Source organism: Massilia suwonensis, from assembly GCF_042655665.1.
GTDB classification, from domain to species: domain Bacteria; phylum Pseudomonadota; class Gammaproteobacteria; order Burkholderiales; family Burkholderiaceae_D; genus Telluria; species Telluria suwonensis.
The window spans coordinates 606,858-624,245 of the sequence record NZ_JBHSMR010000014.1; the positions used below are offsets into that span (position 1 = coordinate 606,858).

16 protein-coding genes are annotated in these 17,388 nt (G+C 67.1%); 5 read left to right on the forward strand and 11 right to left on the reverse strand.

The window, feature by feature from the left end:
* Positions 1 to 84: 84 nt before the first annotated feature.
* Positions 85 to 426 (reverse strand): hypothetical protein, encoded by a 342-nt coding sequence (locus tag ACFPQ5_RS23130; protein WP_379761228.1) that lies wholly within the window; start codon positions 424 to 426, stop codon positions 85 to 87.
* A gap of 245 nt (positions 427 to 671) precedes the next feature.
* Between ACFPQ5_RS23130 and ligD the strand changes: the two genes are divergently transcribed.
* The gene (gene ligD / locus ACFPQ5_RS23135; RefSeq protein WP_379761230.1) at positions 672 to 3,305 is read left to right on the forward strand and encodes a DNA ligase D; all 2,634 of its coding nucleotides are present in this window, start codon (positions 672 to 674) and stop codon (positions 3,303 to 3,305) included.
* A 218-nt stretch (positions 3,306 to 3,523) separates the two neighbouring features.
* Here ligD and ACFPQ5_RS23140 read toward each other — a convergent pair whose 3' ends face one another.
* The 5 genes from ACFPQ5_RS23140 to ACFPQ5_RS23160 all read right to left on the reverse strand — a co-directional run bounded on the left by ACFPQ5_RS23140 (position 3,524) and on the right by ACFPQ5_RS23160 (position 8,857).
* Positions 3,524 to 4,981, reverse strand: coding sequence for a catalase (locus tag ACFPQ5_RS23140; protein ID WP_379761232.1), 1,458 nt, complete (start codon positions 4,979 to 4,981; stop codon positions 3,524 to 3,526).
* Between the two features lie 121 nt (positions 4,982 to 5,102).
* Positions 5,103 to 6,287 carry a tetratricopeptide repeat protein gene (locus tag ACFPQ5_RS23145; RefSeq protein WP_379761234.1) on the reverse strand — a complete coding sequence of 395 codons (1,185 nt, stop codon included), beginning with the start codon at positions 6,285 to 6,287 and terminating at the stop codon, positions 5,103 to 5,105.
* Between the two features lie 304 nt (positions 6,288 to 6,591).
* Complete coding sequence (locus ACFPQ5_RS23150; protein ID WP_379761236.1) at positions 6,592 to 6,831, reverse strand: hypothetical protein; 240 nt, start codon at positions 6,829 to 6,831, stop codon at positions 6,592 to 6,594.
* Between the two features lie 3 nt (positions 6,832 to 6,834).
* Positions 6,835 to 7,872 carry a non-homologous end joining protein Ku gene (gene ku / locus ACFPQ5_RS23155; RefSeq protein ID WP_379761238.1) on the reverse strand — a complete coding sequence of 346 codons (1,038 nt, stop codon included), beginning with the start codon at positions 7,870 to 7,872 and terminating at the stop codon, positions 6,835 to 6,837.
* A gap of 19 nt (positions 7,873 to 7,891) precedes the next feature.
* The gene (locus tag ACFPQ5_RS23160) at positions 7,892 to 8,857 is read right to left on the reverse strand and encodes an SDR family oxidoreductase (protein WP_379761240.1); all 966 of its coding nucleotides are present in this window, start codon (positions 8,855 to 8,857) and stop codon (positions 7,892 to 7,894) included.
* A 162-nt stretch (positions 8,858 to 9,019) separates the two neighbouring features.
* On the opposite strand from ACFPQ5_RS23160, the gene ACFPQ5_RS23165 reads away from it, so the two are divergent.
* The 3 genes from ACFPQ5_RS23165 to ACFPQ5_RS23175 all read left to right on the forward strand — a co-directional run bounded on the left by ACFPQ5_RS23165 (position 9,020) and on the right by ACFPQ5_RS23175 (position 12,988).
* Positions 9,020 to 10,489, forward strand: coding sequence for a GGDEF domain-containing protein (locus ACFPQ5_RS23165; protein ID WP_379761241.1), 1,470 nt, complete (start codon positions 9,020 to 9,022; stop codon positions 10,487 to 10,489).
* 181 nt (positions 10,490 to 10,670) lie between these two features.
* On the forward strand, positions 10,671 to 12,305 hold the full coding sequence (locus ACFPQ5_RS23170) for a SulP family inorganic anion transporter (protein ID WP_379761243.1): 1,635 nt from the start codon (positions 10,671 to 10,673) through the stop codon (positions 12,303 to 12,305).
* Positions 12,306 to 12,454: 149 nt separating this feature from the next.
* Positions 12,455 to 12,988 (forward strand): GNAT family N-acetyltransferase, encoded by a 534-nt coding sequence (locus ACFPQ5_RS23175; protein ID WP_379761245.1) that lies wholly within the window; start codon positions 12,455 to 12,457, stop codon positions 12,986 to 12,988.
* Positions 12,989 to 13,001: 13 nt separating this feature from the next.
* Here ACFPQ5_RS23175 and ACFPQ5_RS23180 read toward each other — a convergent pair whose 3' ends face one another.
* Positions 13,002 to 13,628, reverse strand: coding sequence for a 1-acyl-sn-glycerol-3-phosphate acyltransferase (locus ACFPQ5_RS23180; RefSeq protein ID WP_379761247.1), 627 nt, complete (start codon positions 13,626 to 13,628; stop codon positions 13,002 to 13,004).
* Between the two features lie 217 nt (positions 13,629 to 13,845).
* On the opposite strand from ACFPQ5_RS23180, the gene arsC reads away from it, so the two are divergent.
* Entirely contained in the window at positions 13,846 to 14,193 is a 348-nt protein-coding gene (arsC, locus tag ACFPQ5_RS23185; RefSeq protein ID WP_379761249.1) for an arsenate reductase (glutaredoxin), read from the forward strand.
* A gap of 28 nt (positions 14,194 to 14,221) precedes the next feature.
* Here arsC and ACFPQ5_RS23190 read toward each other — a convergent pair whose 3' ends face one another.
* The 4 genes from ACFPQ5_RS23190 to ACFPQ5_RS23205 all read right to left on the reverse strand — a co-directional run bounded on the left by ACFPQ5_RS23190 (position 14,222) and on the right by ACFPQ5_RS23205 (position 17,388).
* A complete protein-coding gene (locus tag ACFPQ5_RS23190) occupies positions 14,222 to 15,466 on the reverse strand; it encodes a DUF1565 domain-containing protein (protein ID WP_379761251.1) in 1,245 nt (414 codons plus the stop codon).
* A 133-nt stretch (positions 15,467 to 15,599) separates the two neighbouring features.
* Positions 15,600 to 16,037 carry an acyl-CoA thioesterase gene (locus ACFPQ5_RS23195; RefSeq protein WP_379761253.1) on the reverse strand — a complete coding sequence of 146 codons (438 nt, stop codon included), beginning with the start codon at positions 16,035 to 16,037 and terminating at the stop codon, positions 15,600 to 15,602.
* A 253-nt stretch (positions 16,038 to 16,290) separates the two neighbouring features.
* Positions 16,291 to 16,503 (reverse strand): hypothetical protein, encoded by a 213-nt coding sequence (locus ACFPQ5_RS23200; RefSeq protein WP_379761255.1) that lies wholly within the window; start codon positions 16,501 to 16,503, stop codon positions 16,291 to 16,293.
* 183 nt (positions 16,504 to 16,686) lie between these two features.
* Positions 16,687 to 17,388, reverse strand: coding sequence for a hypothetical protein (locus ACFPQ5_RS23205; protein ID WP_379761257.1), 702 nt, complete (start codon positions 17,386 to 17,388; stop codon positions 16,687 to 16,689).

A 17,388-nucleotide genomic window follows, 5' to 3' on the forward strand; every position in this document is an offset into this window, starting at 1 on the left:
AGGCGGCGGACGAAAAAAAAGACAGGGCGTACCCTGTCTTTTCGGGGGCTATGGTGGGGCCCGAGCGGCGCGTTTTGCGCTTCGTTATTTGGTGGTGGCGGTGGTCGTGGTGGTGTGCGTCGTGTGCGCAGTGGTGTCCGCCTTGTGTTCGGCCTTGGCTTCCGCAGCGTCGGCCTTGGCTTCGGCTTTCTTCTTGCTGGCCTTCTTCTGGGCCTTGGCCTTGTCCTTCGCGGCGTCCGCCTTCGCTTCGGCGACATCGGCCTTGGCTTCGGCATTGGCCTTCTCTACCTTTGCATCGGCTTTCGCGACTTCCTTGGCTGCCTTGGCCTCGGCCCTGGTTTCAGGCTTGGTCGCCTGCGTGGCGGTCTGGGCGAATGCCGAGGTGGCGAACAGGCCGGCGATCAGGGTAGCGACGATTTTGCTCATGGTCTTTCCTTCAGGATGGGGAAAAGAGGGGAACCTGGACGGCGTTCCGGCAGTCCGGCGGTCCGGCGGTCCGGCGAACCGGCTGCTGTGCCGATAACGCCGGCCGCCGCGACAGCGTTGACGTCCTTTTACACCCTGTTACAAAGACGCCAGGGCTGAGGCCGGGCGCGACGGTTAGCTGCCGTACAGTCGCCGCGCATCGTCCTGCCTACACTGAGCGCACTGGAATAGAGCAGGAGTCCGCCATGCCCGACAAGCTCGCGCTATATAAATCGAAACGCGATTTTTCGATCACTTCCGAACCCGCCGAGGGCGGCACGCCGGCGAAAGACGCGCTGACCTTCGTGATCCAGAAGCACTGGGCCAGCCGCCTGCACTACGATTTCCGCATCGAGCTCGACGGCACCATGAAAAGCTGGGCCGTACCGAAAGGCCCCAGCTACGATACCCACGACAAGCGCATGGCCGTGCACGTCGAGGACCATCCGATCTCCTATTCGGATTTCGAAGGGACCATTCCCGAGAAGCAGTATGGCGCAGGCAAGGTCATCGTCTGGGACAAGGGCACCTGGGAACCCGAAGGCAATCCGCACGAGGGCTACCGCAAGGGCAACCTGAAATTCCGCCTGCATGGGCACAAGATGCACGGCAACTGGGTGCTGGTACGCATGAAGGGCCGCGGCGACGAGAAGCAGGAGCCCTGGCTCCTGATCAAGGAAAAGGACGATTACGCGCGCCCGGCCGAGGAGTTCTCGGTGGTCGACGAGATGCCCGACAGCGTCAAGGCGCTGCCGATGCCGGGCACGAGCGAGAAAGTGCCGGCGAAGGTAAAGGAAAAGGCGCCCGCGACGAAGACCGCGGCGAAGGGCAAGCCCGCCGCCAAGACCGCGCGCACCACCAAGGCCAAGGCCGACACCGCCGCGGCGAAGGCGGCGGACAAGGCGCGCGACGCCAGCTTGCCCGAAGGCGTGGTCGGCGCCCAGCTGCCGAAGGAGTTTGCGCCGGAACTGGCGACCCTGGTCGACGCGCCGCCCGCCAATCCCGAGGAATGGGTGTTCGAGGTCAAGTTCGACGGCTACCGCATGCTGACCCGCATCGAGAACGGCGAAGTGCGCCTGATCACCCGCAACAACAACGACTGGACCGATAAACTAGGCCCGCTGCAGAAGGAGCTCGAGAGGATGGGACTGCCGGACGGCTGGTACGACGGCGAGATCGTCGTCCACGACGCCAACGGCCGCCCAAACTTCGGCCTGCTGCAGCTGGCTTTCGACGGCAGCAACCGCGCCGAGATCATGTATTTCATCTTCGATGCGCCTTACCTGGGCGGCTACGACCTGCGCAAGGTGGCGCTGGTCGAACGGCGCGCGCTGCTGGAAGGCGCCTTGAAGCAGGCCAAGCAATCGAAGCTGGTGCGCTTCTCCGACGAGTTCGGCGACGACCCCGAAGGCCTGGTCGCGGCCGCCTGCAAGATCGGCCTGGAAGGCGTGATCGGCAAGCGGCGCGATTCGCATTACGTCTCGCGCCGCTCGCCCGACTGGATCAAGCTCAAATGCGGACTGCGCCAGGAATTCGTGATCGTCGGCTATACCGACCCCAAGGGCTCGCGCAAGGGCGTCGGCTCGCTGCTGCTGGCCACCCACGACAAGGAGGGCGTCCTGCGCTACGCGGGCAACGTCGGCAGCGGCTTCAATGCGGAGAGCCTGCGCGACGTCACCGCGAAGCTCAAGGCGCTGGACACCGACGTCAGTCCTTTCCCGCCGCGCACGGTCCCGGGCCGCAAGCACCACTGGGTGAAGCCGGAACTGATCGCCGAAGTCAGCTTTTCCGAATGGACGGAAGCCGGCGCCGTGCGCCACCCGGTGTTCCAGGGCCTGCGCAGCGACAAGCCGGCCGCCGGCATCACGCGCGAACTGCCTGTACACGTGAAGGATATCGAAATGAACGACGAGGACGCACCGCAAAACGAGCCGCCCGGCATGGTCGAGGGCAAGCTGCCCGCGACCCTGAAGATCACCAACGGCGACCGCGTCGTCGACGAGAAGAGCGGCGCCACCAAGATGGACGTGATCCGCTACTACGCCCTGGTCGGCAAGCTGATGATGGAGCATCTGAAGGCCCGCCCGGTCTCGCTGGTGCGGGCGCCGAGCGGCATCAAGGGCGACCTGGTCTTCCAGAAGCACGCCGACATCAAGAAGCTGCCCGGCATGAAGAACATGGACCAGGCGCTCGACCCGGAGCACCCGCCGATGCTCGAAGTGGGCAACATCGCCGGCATCCTGTCGGCGGCGCAGTGGAACGCGCTCGAATTCCACACCCAGAACGCCACAAGCAAGGCCTACGACACGCCCGACCGCATGGTGTTCGACCTCGACCCGGGCGAGGGCGTGGAATGGCCGGCGATGCAGGAAGCGGGGCAGGTGATGCGCGCCTTCCTCGAGGAGCTCGGCCTGTCCCCCTTCCTGAAAACCAGCGGGGGCAAGGGCTTGCACGTGGTGGTGCCGGTCAAGGGCGGCAAGGATTGGGACACGGTCAAGGGCTTCTCGCAGGCGATCGTGCAGCACCTCGCGAAAACTCTGCCCGACCGCTTCTCGGCCAAGAGCGGCGCCAAGAACCGGGTCGGCAAGATCTTCATCGACTACCTGCGCAACGGCCAGGGCGCCACCACCGTCTGCGCCTGGTCGGCCAGGGCGCGGCCAGGACTGGGCATCTCGGTGCCGCTGGCTTGGGACGAACTCAAGACGCTCAAATCCAGCGACCAGTGGAATGTGCTGAATGCGCACACGCGGCTGGATACGGGGAACGATCCGTGGGAAGGGTATGCGAAGGCGGCCAAGACGCTGACGGCGGCGATGAAGCAGTTGGGCTACAAGCCGTAACGAATACCTTGGGAACGCGGCGCTGTTGCGAAAGGTGTCGGTGGTACGTTCAATCCGCATGGGCTCAGAGAGCCCATCCTACGGGAGGCGCCGCAGGCCGTTAGCTTTCGCGACGCGGCGAGCGGCACAGTTAGCGTGATTCGTAGGATGGGCTCTCCGAGCCCATGCGGATCAAGAACACCATTAACGCATCAGGCCTCAGCCCCACAAGCTTTAACTTAATCGACGTTCCGCCCCAAGCGCTTCAGCGCCGCACGCACCCCGCGCCCATAGGCCGGATCCGCCTTGTCGAACTGCAGCAGCTGCCGCTCCAGGATCTCGTCCGTCACCTGCGACAACGGCCCCGCCAGGTTCTCGCACAGGATCTGCCTCGCCTCGTCGCTCATCAGCCAGAACAGGTTGCCTGGCTGCGTGTAGTCGTCTTCCTGGCCGCGGAAGTCGAAGCGGCCCGCATTGCCGCCCAAGGGCAGTTCCTGCTCGCCATGGCCCATGCCCGTGGCGCCCTTGCCGACCGCATCGATGGCCGCGTAGTTGGGCGCCGCGCCGCCGTTGGCGATCGCCATCGCACCGTCGCGCTGCTGGTTGTGGAAGGGGCAGCGCGGGGCGTTCACCGGCAGGTGCTGGTGGTTGGTGCCGACCCGGTAGAGCTGGGCGTCGTGGTAGGCGAACAGGCGGCCCTGCAGCATCTTGTCCGGCGAATAGCCCATGCCCGGCGGAACGTTGGCCGGCGAGAACGCGGCCTGCTCGACCTCGGCGTGGTAGTTCACCGGATTGCGGTTCAGTTCCAGCACGCCTACCGGCAGCAGCGGGAAGTCGCCGTGCGGCCAGACCTTGGTCAGGTCGAACGGGTTCCAGCCGGTGCGCGCTTCCCACTCAAGCAGTTGCTGGGGCGTGGCTACCTGCACCAAGACGTCCCACTGCGGGAAGTCGCCGGCGGCGATCGCATTGAACAGGTCGCGCTGGGCGTGGTCCGGGTCCGAGCCGGCGATGCCGACCGCCTCGGCGGCGCTCAGGTTCTTGATGCCCTGGCGCGTCTTGAAGTGCCATTTCACGTAGACGCGCTCGCCCGCATCATTGATCAAGCTATACGTGTGGCTGCCGAAGCCGTCCATGTGGCGGTAGCCGTCCGGGGTGCCGCGGTCGGAGAACAGGATCGTCACCTGGTGCAGGCTTTCCGGCGCGCGGCTCCAGAAGTCGAACATCATGTTCGCCGATTTCAGGTTGCTGTCCGGGAGGCGCTTCTGGGTGTGGATGAAGTCGGGGAACTTGATCGGGTCCTTGATGAAGAACACCGGCGTGTTATTGCCGACCAGGTCCCAGTTGCCTTCTTCCGTGTAGAAGCGCAGGGCGAAACCGCGCGGATCGCGCTCGGTGTCGGCGCTGCCTTTCTCGCCGCCGACGGTCGAGAAGCGCAAGAAAGTCTCGGTCTGCTTGCCGACCTGGCTGAACAGTTTGGCCGTCGTGTAGCGGCTGATATCGTGGGTCACGGTGAAGGTGCCGTAGGCGCCAGAACCCTTGGCGTGCACCACGCGCTCGGGAATGCGCTCGCGGTTGAAGTGCTGCAGCTTCTCGATCAGGTGGAAGTCCTGGAGCAGCAGCGGGCCGCGCGGGCCGGCGCTGAGCGAATTCTGGTTGTCGGCGACGGGGATGCCGGAAGCGGTGGTCAGGCGGGTCATGCGTTCTCCTCATGCAATTGATGAAATTGATGAGAAGATTTTACTTATGGCTGAGTAAAAGATAAATTTGATTGATTTGATTTTATCGATAGGAAATTTCTACTGCGCCCGATAGCGGCACTCAGGGCCGGATGCCGTAACGATCGACGAAGGTCCTGACGCCGCCGGGATCGCGCGCCAGCCAGGCCTCCAGGGCGGGACGGTAGGATTCCTTGTACAGCAGCAGAAGGATGGCCGGCTCGAGCTGGCCATCCTTGGCAAAGGCGAGCATCTGCCGCAGCGCCGGATCGGCCAGGCGTTCTTTCGGGTTCTTGCCCGCGTCGGCGGCATCCTGCAATGCGCTGCGCCATGCCCCGAGTTCGATGTCGAAGGGCGCCAGGGCCTTGCCCTGGTCGCTGGCGTCACTACGCAGCTTGACTTCGGCGAGCGCCAGCAGCATCCGGAAGTTGCCGTTCGCTGTGCCTGCCTGCTTGCCGACGTCCTCATTGACCTGCACTTCGAAGCCCTTCCTGGCGCCGTCGGCCACCACCTTGATCCCGCGATACAGGGCGAGACGTTTGAGCGGAAGGCCGGCGCCGGCGCGCAGCTGGTCCAGCCTGGCCCAGTTCGGAAGCTGGGACGGTTCGGCCGCGATGCCGGACAGGAGGGCGCCTTCCGCGTCCCTGCGCTTGTCCTGCTGCGCGAGGGCATCGGACAGGAAGCGCCAGGCCTGCGCATTGCGCGGCTCGATCTCGGTCGCGCGCCGGAACAGGCCTTCGGCCTCGCGCCACCGCCGGCGGGCGTAATGGCAGTCGCCGGCGCCGACCCAGGGGAGGGAACTGAGCGGGTCGAGCGGCATTGCCTGCTGGTAGAGGGCGAGGGCCTCGACGTAGCGGCGGCTGGAAAACGCGGCCTCGGCTTGCACCAGTACCTCGTGTGCCTCCGGCTGCATCGGGCGCAACACGCTGGCGCCCTCGTTTTCCAGGTTGCGCAGGGCTTCCTGGGCCATCGGATCGTCCGGATCGAGTTCGAGCGCGCGCCCGGCCATCGCGCGCGCCTGTTCGCGCAGCTTCTGCGGCTGCGGTGCGTCTCGCGACAGCTTCTCGAGCAGGGAAGCCGCCATCGAGAAGGGGAAGGACGACTGGGGGGCGGCAGCACGGGCCGCGTCGAAACGGTCGAAAGCTTCCTTGTACAGGCCTTTGGTGGCCAGGGCCTGGCCTTCATGGATGTGCTCGAGGCAGGCCGTGTTGCAAGCCTGGGCGGCAAAGGCGGCAGGCAGGGCAGAGCTCAAGGCAAGGCTCAAGGCGAGGGAAAGATGGGCGCGCATCGTCGTTCCTGAAAGAGGAAACGCATGCTAACCCGGCAGGACAGTCCTGTGTCTATCCAAATGTCACAATAGAAAGAAACGCCGCGGCCTTGCACCGCGGCTGTATACCGCAACAGCGATTAGTAACGGCGTGGCGCGCTGGTCGTGCCGTTATAGGTCTGCTTGTTCATCTTGGCCTGGATTTTCTTCCAGATGAAGCCGGCGATGGCCATCATGATCATCTTGCGCATAAAAACCTCCTTGTAGGGTGACGGCGTCCTGCCGTCGGTTGGATGTGTGCTGCTCCTGCTGGCCGCCAGTGCTGTCAGCCCGGCGACTCGTTCTTGAAAATGCCCCGGATGTTCATCGCCATCAGCGCGACCTGCAGCGAGATCAGGGCCCAGGCTTCGTCGTGCACGCCCCAGACGATCCACAACAGGTTACTGAGGATGAACATCCAGAAGCCGAAAATGCGTTTCCTGGCGTTCTTCGATCCGATCATGAAGGCGGCGTACAGGCTGACCGCCATCGCGGGCCATTGGAGGAAGTCGAGAAATTCATCCATCCGTCACGCCGCCTTCTTGCGGCGAACGGGCGCCTTGGTACTCTTCGCCGCGGCCTTCGCGGCCGGCTTCTTCGCGGCAGCGCGCTTCGGCGCCGCCTTTGCCGCAACGGCTTCCTTGCTGGCAGCGGCCGTTTTGCGGCGTGGCGCCGGTTCCTCGTCTTCGTCCTCCTCCGACGGCTTGCGCGCGCGCTTCGGCGGTGGCGGTTCGTCGTCGTCCTCGTCCTCCTCGGCGGCGGCCTTCTTGCCCGGCTTCTTGCCCAGGCTGGCTTGCAGCAGCGAGACCAGGTCGATGACGTTGGTCGCCTTGGCCGGCTTCTCGTCCGGGTCGGGCATGGTGATGGTCTTGGTCTGCTTGGCCTTCACCTTCTTCTCGATCATGGCCATCACGTCTTCGCGGTAGGTGTCGTGGTACTGCTCCGGTTCCCAGTCCTCGCTCATGCCCTCCACCAGGGCCAGCGCCATCTTGAGCTCCTTGTCGCTGACGGCGGTCTTGGCGGTCTTGCCGGGGATCTTGAGGTCGGCCGCGTCGCGGATCTCGTCGGCGTAGCGCAGGGTGTTCATCACGATGGTGTTGCCGACGCAGTGCAGGGCGGCCAGGTGCTGCTTGACGCGGATGACGACGTTGGCGATGCCGATCTTGCCTACTTTTTTCAGCGTGTCGCGCAGCAGCGCATACACCTTGTCGCCGCCCTTGCCCGGGGCGAGGTAGTAGGGCTGGTCGTAGTAGGTCAGCGGGACTTCGGAAGCGTCCACGAAAGCCAGGATGTCGATGGTCTGGGTCGCTTCCGGGTTGGCGCGGCGCAGGTCCTCGTCGGACAGCACGACGTATTCGCCGTCGGTGTACTCATAGCCCTTGATGATGTCGTCCCAGCCGACTTCCTTGCCGGTGTTCTTGTTGTAGCGCTTGAAGCCGATCGGGGAGAAGTCGCGCCGGTCCAGCATGTGCAGGTCGAGCCCATTGTTGCTGGTCGCCGGATACATCTCGACCGGGATGTGCACCAGGCCGAAGCTGATCGCGCCTTTCCACAAGCTGCGTGCCATAGTCAATTCTCCCTGTTGATTATTCGCCGACGCTGCCCGTCACCGGCAGCACGATGCCCGTGATGTAGCTCGAGCAGGCGTTCGAGGCCAGGAACACGTAAGCCGGCGACAGCTCTTCCGGCTGGGCCGCGCGGCCATAGGTCGTGCTTTCGCCGAAGTGGACGATCTTGTCCGGCGACTGGTCGGCGGGATTCAGCGGCGTCCAGACCGGGCCCGGCGCCACGCAGTTCACGCGGATGCCTTTGTCGAGCAGGTTGGCCGCCAGCGACATGGTGAAGGCGTGGATCGCGCCCTTGGTGCTCGAATAGTCGAGCAGGAGCTTGGAACCCTTCAGGCCCGTCACGGAACCCGTGTTCACGATCGCCGCGCCGCGCTTCATGTGGGGCAGGGCGGCCTTGGCCATGTGGAAGTAGCCGTAGATATTCGTGCGCATGGTCTCGTCGAAGCGCTCCTCGGTGATGTCGAGCAGCGAGTCGGCGTGTTCCTGGAAGGCGGCGTTATTCACCAGCACGTCGAGGCGGCCCCACTGGGCGACGACGGTGTCGACCGCCTGCTGGCAGAAGTCCATGTCCTTGACGTCGCCGGCGATGGTGACGCAGCGGCGCCCTTCGGCTTCGATGCAGCGCTGGGTCTCAGCGGCGTCTTCGTGTTCGTTCAGGTAGAGGATGGCGACGTCGGCGCCTTCGCGCGCGAACAGCACGGCGACCGCGCGGCCGATGCCGGAATCGCCGCCGGTGACGATCGCCACCTGGCCTTCCAGCTTGCCGCTGCCCTTGTACTGCTCGGCCATGAAGCGCGGCTTGACGTCCATCTGCGCTTCCAGGCCCGGCTTGGCCAGGTGCTGGGCCGGCATCGGCGGCACCGGCTGCTCGGCGCCGATCTGCACCGGCTTCTCGCCTTCTTCCTTGGCGCCGCTGGCGTCGTGCTGGTCCTGGCGGTTCTGGATCGCTTTCTGGTGGTTCGCTACATCGTCCTGGTTGGCCATCGCTGCTCCCTTTTTCGCATACGTGTTCATATTCAAACCAGTATCGGCCGCACGATTGGACCCGACGGTGCGCTGTCACACACAGGTCGCCTGTTCGGTCGCCCTCATTTATGTCAAAATTGGCATCGTTATGTAACAAATATGCATGTCGAGGAGAAAACCATGTCCCAGCAGGCCGCGCCGCAAGGCTCACGTACCGGGTTGTTCGTCAACCCGGCCGCCGCGCGCCGCGCCGAGTTCGCCGCCGCCTGCGGCAGCCTGTTCGGCGAGCTGAGGGTGGCCGACGGCGCCGACGGCGCGCTGGCGCTGCCCGGCCTCGACCGTCTCGACCTGCTGGTGATCGATCTCGAACGCTTCGATCCGGAACTCGACCACGCCGACCTGGCGCGCCTGGTGACGGCGCGCGCCGGCGCCCCGACCTTCGTCCTGTGCCCGTTCGCCAACGCGCGCTGGCTGCCGGCCCTGATGGCATGCGGCCCGATCGACTACGCGATCGCGCCGCTCGACGACGAGGCACTGCTGGAGGCGGTGCGCGCGCGCCTGGCGCGCGGTCCGGCCCCGCTGCCAGAGCCCAGCCCGCGCGAACGCGAACTCGACGCCCTGCATGCGCTGCGCACCCGGGTGCGGCTGGCGCTGGGCGAAGGCGAGGACCTGGCGGCGCTGTCCGAGCGCCTGTGCCAGGCCCTGTGCAGCTGGCCGGGCGTCGCGCATGCGGCGCTGTTCTACCTGCAGCCGGGCGGCGACCTGCAGCTGCAGGCCCAGCATGGCGAACGCACGCTGAACCTGGCCAAGGTGCTGGGACGCGGCGAGCGCCTCCTGCAGTCGCCGCTGCGGCACGCTTTTCCGGGCCTGCTGGCCGCCAGCGCGAACACCATCGCGCTGCTCGACGACCTCGATAAATCGGGCGAGCCGGCGCTGGCCGACAAGCTGCGCGCGCACGGCGTCCAGATGGTGCTGGCCTTGCCGATTCCGTCGAGCGGCCCCGGCGCGCCGCGCGGCTCGCTTTGTTTGCTGTTTCGCGCGGCGCGCCGCTTCAGCCGCGACGAACTCGATACGCTGGCGGAACTTGCCGACCTGGCCGCGGTCGGCCTGCGCCTGGCGGACCTGAACCGCGAGGGCGAAGAGATGCTGGTGCGCGTGACCCACTTGTCGACGCTCGACGCCCTGACCGGCATCGCCAACCGCCGCCACGGCGAGACCCTGATGGAACAGGAGATCAAGCGCGCGCGCCGCTACGGGCATCCGCTGGCCCTGATCGCCTTCGACATCGACCGTTTTAAAGGCGTCAACGACCGCTACGGCCATCCGGTCGGCGACATGGTGCTGCGCGCGGTGGCCGATGCCGCCCAGAAGCTGGTGCGCGCCAGCGACGTGCTGGTGCGCGCGGGCGGCGAGGAATTCCAGGTGATCGCACCGCACACCAGCGCGATCGACGGCCTGAAAGTGGCCGAGAAGCTGCGCACGGCGATCGAGGCGACCGCGATGCCGGGCGTGGACCAGGTGACGATCAGCCTGGGGGTGGCCCAGCTCGGCGAGCACGAGAGCGCCGATTCGCTGACGGTGCGGGTGAATGCGGCGCTGGCGCGGGCGAAGCGGGCGGGGCGCAATTGCGTCGAGCTGGCGATGGGGTAGGTGTGGCGTTGATCTGTGGGCACGGGGCGGCCACCCTACGGTATGACTGACAGTTAGCGGCAATCGAGCGGTATTTGCAGGGTGGGCGCCCCATGCCCACCAGATACCAGGCATTGCCCCAATTTCCGCCGTGTCCCTCCGCCGTGCTACCCTTGCGCCTTTGAAACAAACGAACGACGCAATGCTGCACTGGCTGAAGCACTACCGGCGCGCCATGCTGCCCGGCGACATCAGCGCCGGGGTGGTGGTGGCGATGATGATGATCCCGCAAGGCATGGCCTACGCCCTCGTGGCGGGATTGCCGCCCGTGGTGGGCATCTACGCCAGCATCGTCCCGCCCGTGCTGTACGCCCTGTTCGGCACCAGCAGCACCCAGTCCGTCGGCCCGATGGCGATCATCTCGCTGATGACGGCCTCGACCCTAGCCCCGCTGGCGGCCGCCGGGACGCCCCTGTACACGACCCTGGCCGCCCAGCTGGCCCTGCTGTCCGGCCTGGTGCTGCTGGCCTGTGGCCTGCTGCGCATCGGCTTCATCGCCAACTTCTTCTCGCGCCCGGTAATGAGCGGTTTTACGATCGGCTCCTCGATCGTGATCGCCCTCGGGCAGCTGCCGGCGCTGCTCGGTACGCGTCCGCCCGCGCTGCACCTGCCGAGCGCGCTGCTCGGCGTCGGCTCGCTGGCGCTGCTGCTGGCGGCCAGGAGCTGGTTCGCGCCGCTGCTGCGCCGCCTGGGCGTGAAGCCGGTCGTGGCCGACATCGGCGCCAAGCTGGCGCCGATGGTGGTGGTGCTGGGCGCGACCGCGCTGGTGCCCGTACTCGGCCTCGAAGCGCTGGGCGTGCACACTACCGGCAAGGTGCCGGCCGGGCTGCCGATTGTCACGATCGCAACCTCGAACCAGCACTGGCAGGCGCTATTGCAGCCGGCGCTGCTGATCGGCTTCATGGTCTTCCTGATCAGCATGTCCGGGGCCCAGACCCTGGCCCTGAAACGCGCCGAGAAGCTGCACAGCAACTACGAACTGATCGGCCTGGGCGCCGCCAACGTCGGCAGCGCCCTGACGGGCGGCTTTCCCGTCACCGGCAGCATCTCGCGCTCGGCGGTGAATTTCGCGGCCGGCGCCAACACTCAGCTTGCCAGCCTGATCACGGCCAGCCTGCTGGCCCTGGCCCTGGTGGCGCCGACCGCCTGGCTGGCCCTGCTGCCGCTGCCGACCCTGGCCGCGACCATCATCGTCGCCGTGCTGGGCATGCTCGACACCACGACCCTGCGCACCGCCTGGCGCTATGACCGGGCCGATGCCGCCGCATTGCTCGCCACCGCCGCCGGCGTGCTGGCGCTGGGCGTCGAGGCCGGCGTCGTGATCGGCGTCGCGCTGTCGATGGGGGCGCTGATCTGGCGCGCCAGCCGACCGCACATCGCGGTGCTGGGCCGGATCGCGGGTACCGAGCACTTTCGCAACATCGAACGGTACAGCGCCGACACCGCCGCCGGCCTGCTCCTGCTGCGGGTCGACGCCCAGCTGTTTTTCGGCAACGTCGAGGCCGTCAACGAGCGCATCGAGGACGAGCTGGCGGACCACCCGGGCACGCGCCACCTGGTACTGGTGCTGTCGGCCGTGAACGCGATCGACACCTCGGCCCTGTTCGCCCTGGGCGAGCTGAACGCCATGCTGCGTGCGCGCGGCGTCGGCCTGCACTTTGCCGAGGTCAAGGGGCCGGTGATGGATCGCCTGAAGCAGAGCGCGCTGCTCGGCGAGCTGAACGGCAAGCTGTTCCTGAGCACCGCCATGGCCTGGGACGAGCTGTCGCGCGAATAGATGCGCCGTGACGGTGCATCCATGCTGGTGCAGCGGCGGCCGAGATGCACCAGGCTGGTGCATTTTCACGGCGCGCGGGCCGGATGAGCAGGCACGAATCCTGCACGGCCTTCCTTGTGGACAGAGGAGGACACATCATGCAGGTGAGGATGTTGGACGCCGCCGGCGTGCGGCAGCATGCAGCCCAGTTGCGCGCGCTGCTGCTGGATGCGGTCGCGCACGGGGCCTCGGTCGGCTTCGTCATGCCCCTGGGCGAGGCCGCGGCGGACGCCTACTGGAGCGATGTGGCGAACGCGGTCGAGGCGGGCCATCGGATCGTGCTGGTCGGCTGGCGCGATCACGTGCTGACCGGCACCGTGCAGCTCGACCTGTGCATGAAGCCGAACGGACTGAACCGCGCGGAAGTGCAGAAGCTGCTGGTGCACAGCGGGGCGCGCCGCGGCGGCGTGGCCACGGCCCTGATGGGGGCGCTGGAGATGCAGGCACTGGCGCTGCGGCGCGGCCTGCTGTTCCTCGATACCGAAGCCGGATCGAGCGCCGAAGCGCTGTACGAGCGGCTCGGCTATACGCGGGTGGGGGAACTGCCGGAATACTGCGCCACCCCGAGCGGGGCTTGGCGGCCGACTGCGATCTGGTACAAGACTTTGTTCCTGCGCGAACGCAAAGGCATGCGCGCAGCGTAAGAGCGCAGGCGGCTCAGGCCTTGCGGCGGTCCGGGCCGATGTGCGGCGGCGCCAGCTTGATCGGCGCGGCATCCTGCGGACGCAGGGCCTGGCGATCCTTGTAGACGGCGGCGATCGCCGCCATGTCGGTATCCTGGTCGCCGGTCAGGTGGACGATGTCGACCACGCCCAGCTCTTTTTTGCCGTAGTCGATGTAGACCAGCACCAGCGGCACCCTGGCAGCCGTCGCCAGGTGGTAGAAGCCGCTCTTCCAGTGCGGACGGTAGCTGCGCGTGCCTTCCGGCGTGATGGCGACCCAGCACCATGGCTCGGCGTGCATGCGTTGGGCCAGCAGGCGCGTCGCACCCATCGGCGCGCGGCGGTCCACCGCCACGCCGCCCCAGTAGCGCATGATCGCGCCCATCGGGCCGCGGAACAGCGAATCCTTGGCCAGCCAGCGGAACTGCAGGCCGAGCGCCCACTTGCCGAGCAGGCCGATCAGGAAGTCCCAGTTCGAGGTGTGCGGGTAGACGACGGCAATGCCGTGCGGGCCGGGGAGGGGCCGGTAGTGCAGGTTCCAGCCGATCATGTTCAGCAGGCGCAAGGCGGTGCGCTGGCCCCAGGTAGGCAGGGCCGCCGGTCGCATCAGGGTGTCGCTCATTATTTCTCCGCTTATTTCTTCGCTTATTTCTTCGTCTAACCGCCGGGGAGGCGGCCGTTTTATTCTGGTTTGGCTCGGGCAAGGCGCAAAAAGGATTACCTTGCGGAAAACGAAGCGGAGGATTTTATAGCGCTACGGCAAGAGCGACAAGCAAAAAAACTGGTCTGTTGTAAGCACGGGCCGTATCATGTCCGACTCTTTTGTCAGAATGCTCACCATGGACATCACGATCTACCATAACCCGCGCTGCAGCAATTCGCGCAACACGCTGGCGGCGATCCGCGAAGCCGGCCACGAGCCGCGCATCGTCGATTACCTCGCCACGCCGCCCACGCGCGAGGAGCTGATGAGCATGTTGGCCGCCAGCGGCTTGCGCGCGCGCGACGCGATCCGCAGCAAGGAAAGCCTGTACGCCGAACTCGGGCTCGATGCCGAGGGCGTGAGCGACGAGGCCCTGATCGATGCGATGCTGGCGCACCCGGCGCTGCTGAACCGTCCCTTCGTGGTCACGCCGAAAGGCGTGCGCCTGTGCCGCCCGCCAGAAACCGTGCACGACATCCTTTGATCCTGGGAGAGGCCGGGCACCGCCCGGATTAACGCACCGCCTCGAAGCCCTGGTTCTCCATCCCGCCGTCCGGCATCGACTCGTGCTGGAAGGCGCCGATGTCGAAGCCGGTTGCCTGGCTGCGCGGCTTGCCCTCGAAGTCGGGCTCGGCCGCCTCGAGCGGGACGCCGCGCCCGATCGCGGGCGACCTGGCGCTGAGCCGGAAATCCGGCGTGCCGGTGCGGCTGTATTCGAGGAAGGCCGGTTCGGCCGCGATCGTCCCGACGTGCTGGCGCCCCTGGGCCAGGTGCCAGTCTTCGGCCCCGTTCTGGAACACCAGGTTGTTCACGTAGCGGTTGTTGCGCCCGGTGGCACCGTGCTCGAGGATGCCCTGCTTGTTGTCGAAGACGATGTTGTTGGCCACGAAGCTGTGGTCGTTGGGCCCCTGCGAATAATAGAAGTCGCCGCCGCCGACCGCGATGCCCTGGCCGGAGGATGACACGGTGTTGCCGATGATGTCCACGTGGTGGGCGTCGTTCCAGAGCTGGATGCCGGCGCCGGAAACGCGGTAGACCACGTTGCTGCCGATGCGCGCCTGGGTGCTGACGTAGATGCCGCGGTGGTGCGGGCAGTCCAGGGGACCGATGTCGTGCACGTTGTTGCCGATGACGTCGGCCTGCTTGCCCTTGTAGTAGCTGTCCACCCGGATCCCGGCGCCGCCGGCCGGCTCGCAGGGAATGTCGAGGGCGACGTGATGGACATGGTTGTGGCGGATGTTGTTGTAGGAACCGCTGTTGTAGATGCCGTTGAGCCACTTGGTGCCGCTCTGGTACTGGAACCCGTCGATGTCGAAGCCGATGATGTCGACGTAGCTGCCGCGGTTGTCCCAGCCGCTGGTGCTGCCCGAGCTGAGCGGCGGGACGATCTTCGCGCCCCAGCGCTCGGACGAGACGAAGATGATGCGCGCCTCGGCGCTGCCGCTGACCCTGGTCTGGAAACCGCCCATGTACTGGCCTGGCGCGACGTAGACGGTGGTGCCCGGCGTGACGACCTGGGCCGCGCGCGCGATCGTGCGGAAGGGTTCGCTCTGGGTGCCCGGGTTGGCGTCCGACCCGCCCGGCGCCACGAACAGGTTGGTGCGCACGACTTCCGGGATCACCAGCTGCTCGGAAGAACCTTCGCGCAGGCGGCAGCCGCCGAGCACAAGGAGAAGCAGCAGCGCGAGCGCACCCCACAGGACGGCGAGCAGCGCACTGGCTCGCAGGGAAGCGGGAGAGTCGGGCGGACCGGACATGGCAAGACCTCGTGGGCGGCGGACACCAACGCAGTGTCGCCCGGCGCGAACGTCGCCCGGCCCGGTTTGCTCAAGTTTGTCCTTGAGCGTGCGCAACGTGAGTCACGCAAGCCCATGCATGGTCGGACTTGCCTCAGCCGGCGCTCACCACCTGCGGCATATACGCCTCGATAAACTCGGGCGGCATGCGGCGCGGCCGGCCGCCGCTGATGTCGATGCACACCAGTTCCCAGCGCCCGCGCAGCACGGTTACCCCGTCGCGCGAGCGTACCAGCTGGAAACGGCGCTCCATCGACAGCTTGCCGTCGCCGCCGACCAGCCAGGTGCCCAGCAGCAGTTCCTCGCCCAGCAGGGTGGGCAGGATGTAGTCGTATTCGCCGCGCCGGATCGCCATCGCCCGGTCCAGGCGCCGGTAATCCTCGATGCCGAGCCCGAGCGACTCGGAATGCGCCCAGCCGACCTGCTCGCACCAGCGCACGTACACGGCATTGTTCGTGTGGTTCAGTCCATCGATGTCGTCCGGCCCGGGGGCCAGGGACAGGGTATACGGTTGCGGATAATCCCAGTTCATGCAGGTCTTTCGAGGCGCGGCCCGTGGGCGCCGGCACAGCCGCCGGCGCGGGCAAAGCGCTATTCTAGCCGGAGCGTGGACTCCCTGCCGGGCTGGGCAGCGCGCTCCTCCATTTGTCTTGCCAAAGCCGGGAAGCGACGGCCCGGCGTGCTCTGATCCAGGTCAGCCGTGCGCGCCGAACTGGCGCGGTCCTGGCGGCGTCGAACAGGAAGATGCGGACCTGGAGCGCGGCGTGTTCACGATCATCCTGCTTTTATATGTGCAGCTTCATCTCGAGGTGACGCTCGAGAGCAGCAGCCTGCGCGGCGCATATCTCACGCGCGCCGAATGCGAGGCCGCGGCCGTGCGCGCGCGCGGACCGCTGCCCACGCCGCAGGGCTACGCCGCCGCCTGGCACGACGCGGTCTGCCTGCCGATCGAGCGCGAAGTGAAGGTCAAGGAACTGGCGCCGCTCGACCTGCGCCATTTATATGAACGGCCGCCATCCGGTTGCGCGGCCGAGGGGGCCTGGCGCCGGCTGGCGCAGATGTGCGCCGCTGCGGGGAAAGAAGGCGAGGGCGCTGCTGCGCCGGCGCGCGGCAGGCCGGCAAACGGCAGCTCGCGGCGCGACGGGGCGCATGCGCGACCGCGGCGGAAAGATGGCAGGAGCCTAGTGCCGGGTCCAGCGCACGCCGCTCGGGCAAGCGGTGCCGCCGGCGCCCGCGGTGTCCGCCGCGCCGAAGCCCGTGACCAGGCCGCCGACGCTGCCGCTGCGGTAGCAGGACACGCGCGCGCCGACAGTCTTGCGATAGATCATCACGCCGTCAGGCGAGGTGTAGCTGTCCAGGGTGACGGTGCGGGTGCTGCCGCTGCGCGCGCCGGCAACGGCGTCGGCGAAGCGTTCCCATTTGCGGTCCGGTTCGGCCGTGATGGGGCTGGCGCCCTTGCGCAGCTCGCGGTCGACCCGGCCCGCCATCGCTTTCGAGCTGACGAGCAGATCGCCCGGCAGGGCCGTGGGCGCAGGGTCGTGCGGCAGGCCGGCAGCATCGGGGTCGGCAGGCGGGGCCGCCGGTGCCTGCACGGTGATGGAAGGGGGTTCCACGGATGGCAGTGCAGGCGCGCTGCCTGCCGGACGGCGCACCCGCCTGGAAGGCGGCGGCGGGGCGTCCGGGGCGGCTTGCGGCCGCGCCAGCGGCTGCACCGGAACGAAGACGGACACGCGCGGCGGCGGATCGCGCTGCGCTGCGCCGCGCGTGGCGCCGAACCAGGCCAGCACCAGCAGCAGGTGCAGGCCCAGGGTCAGCGCGAGCGGCGCCCACGAGCGCGTGCCCAGCCTCGATGCGGGCCAGGCCGCGACGTCCCCGCGCGCCAC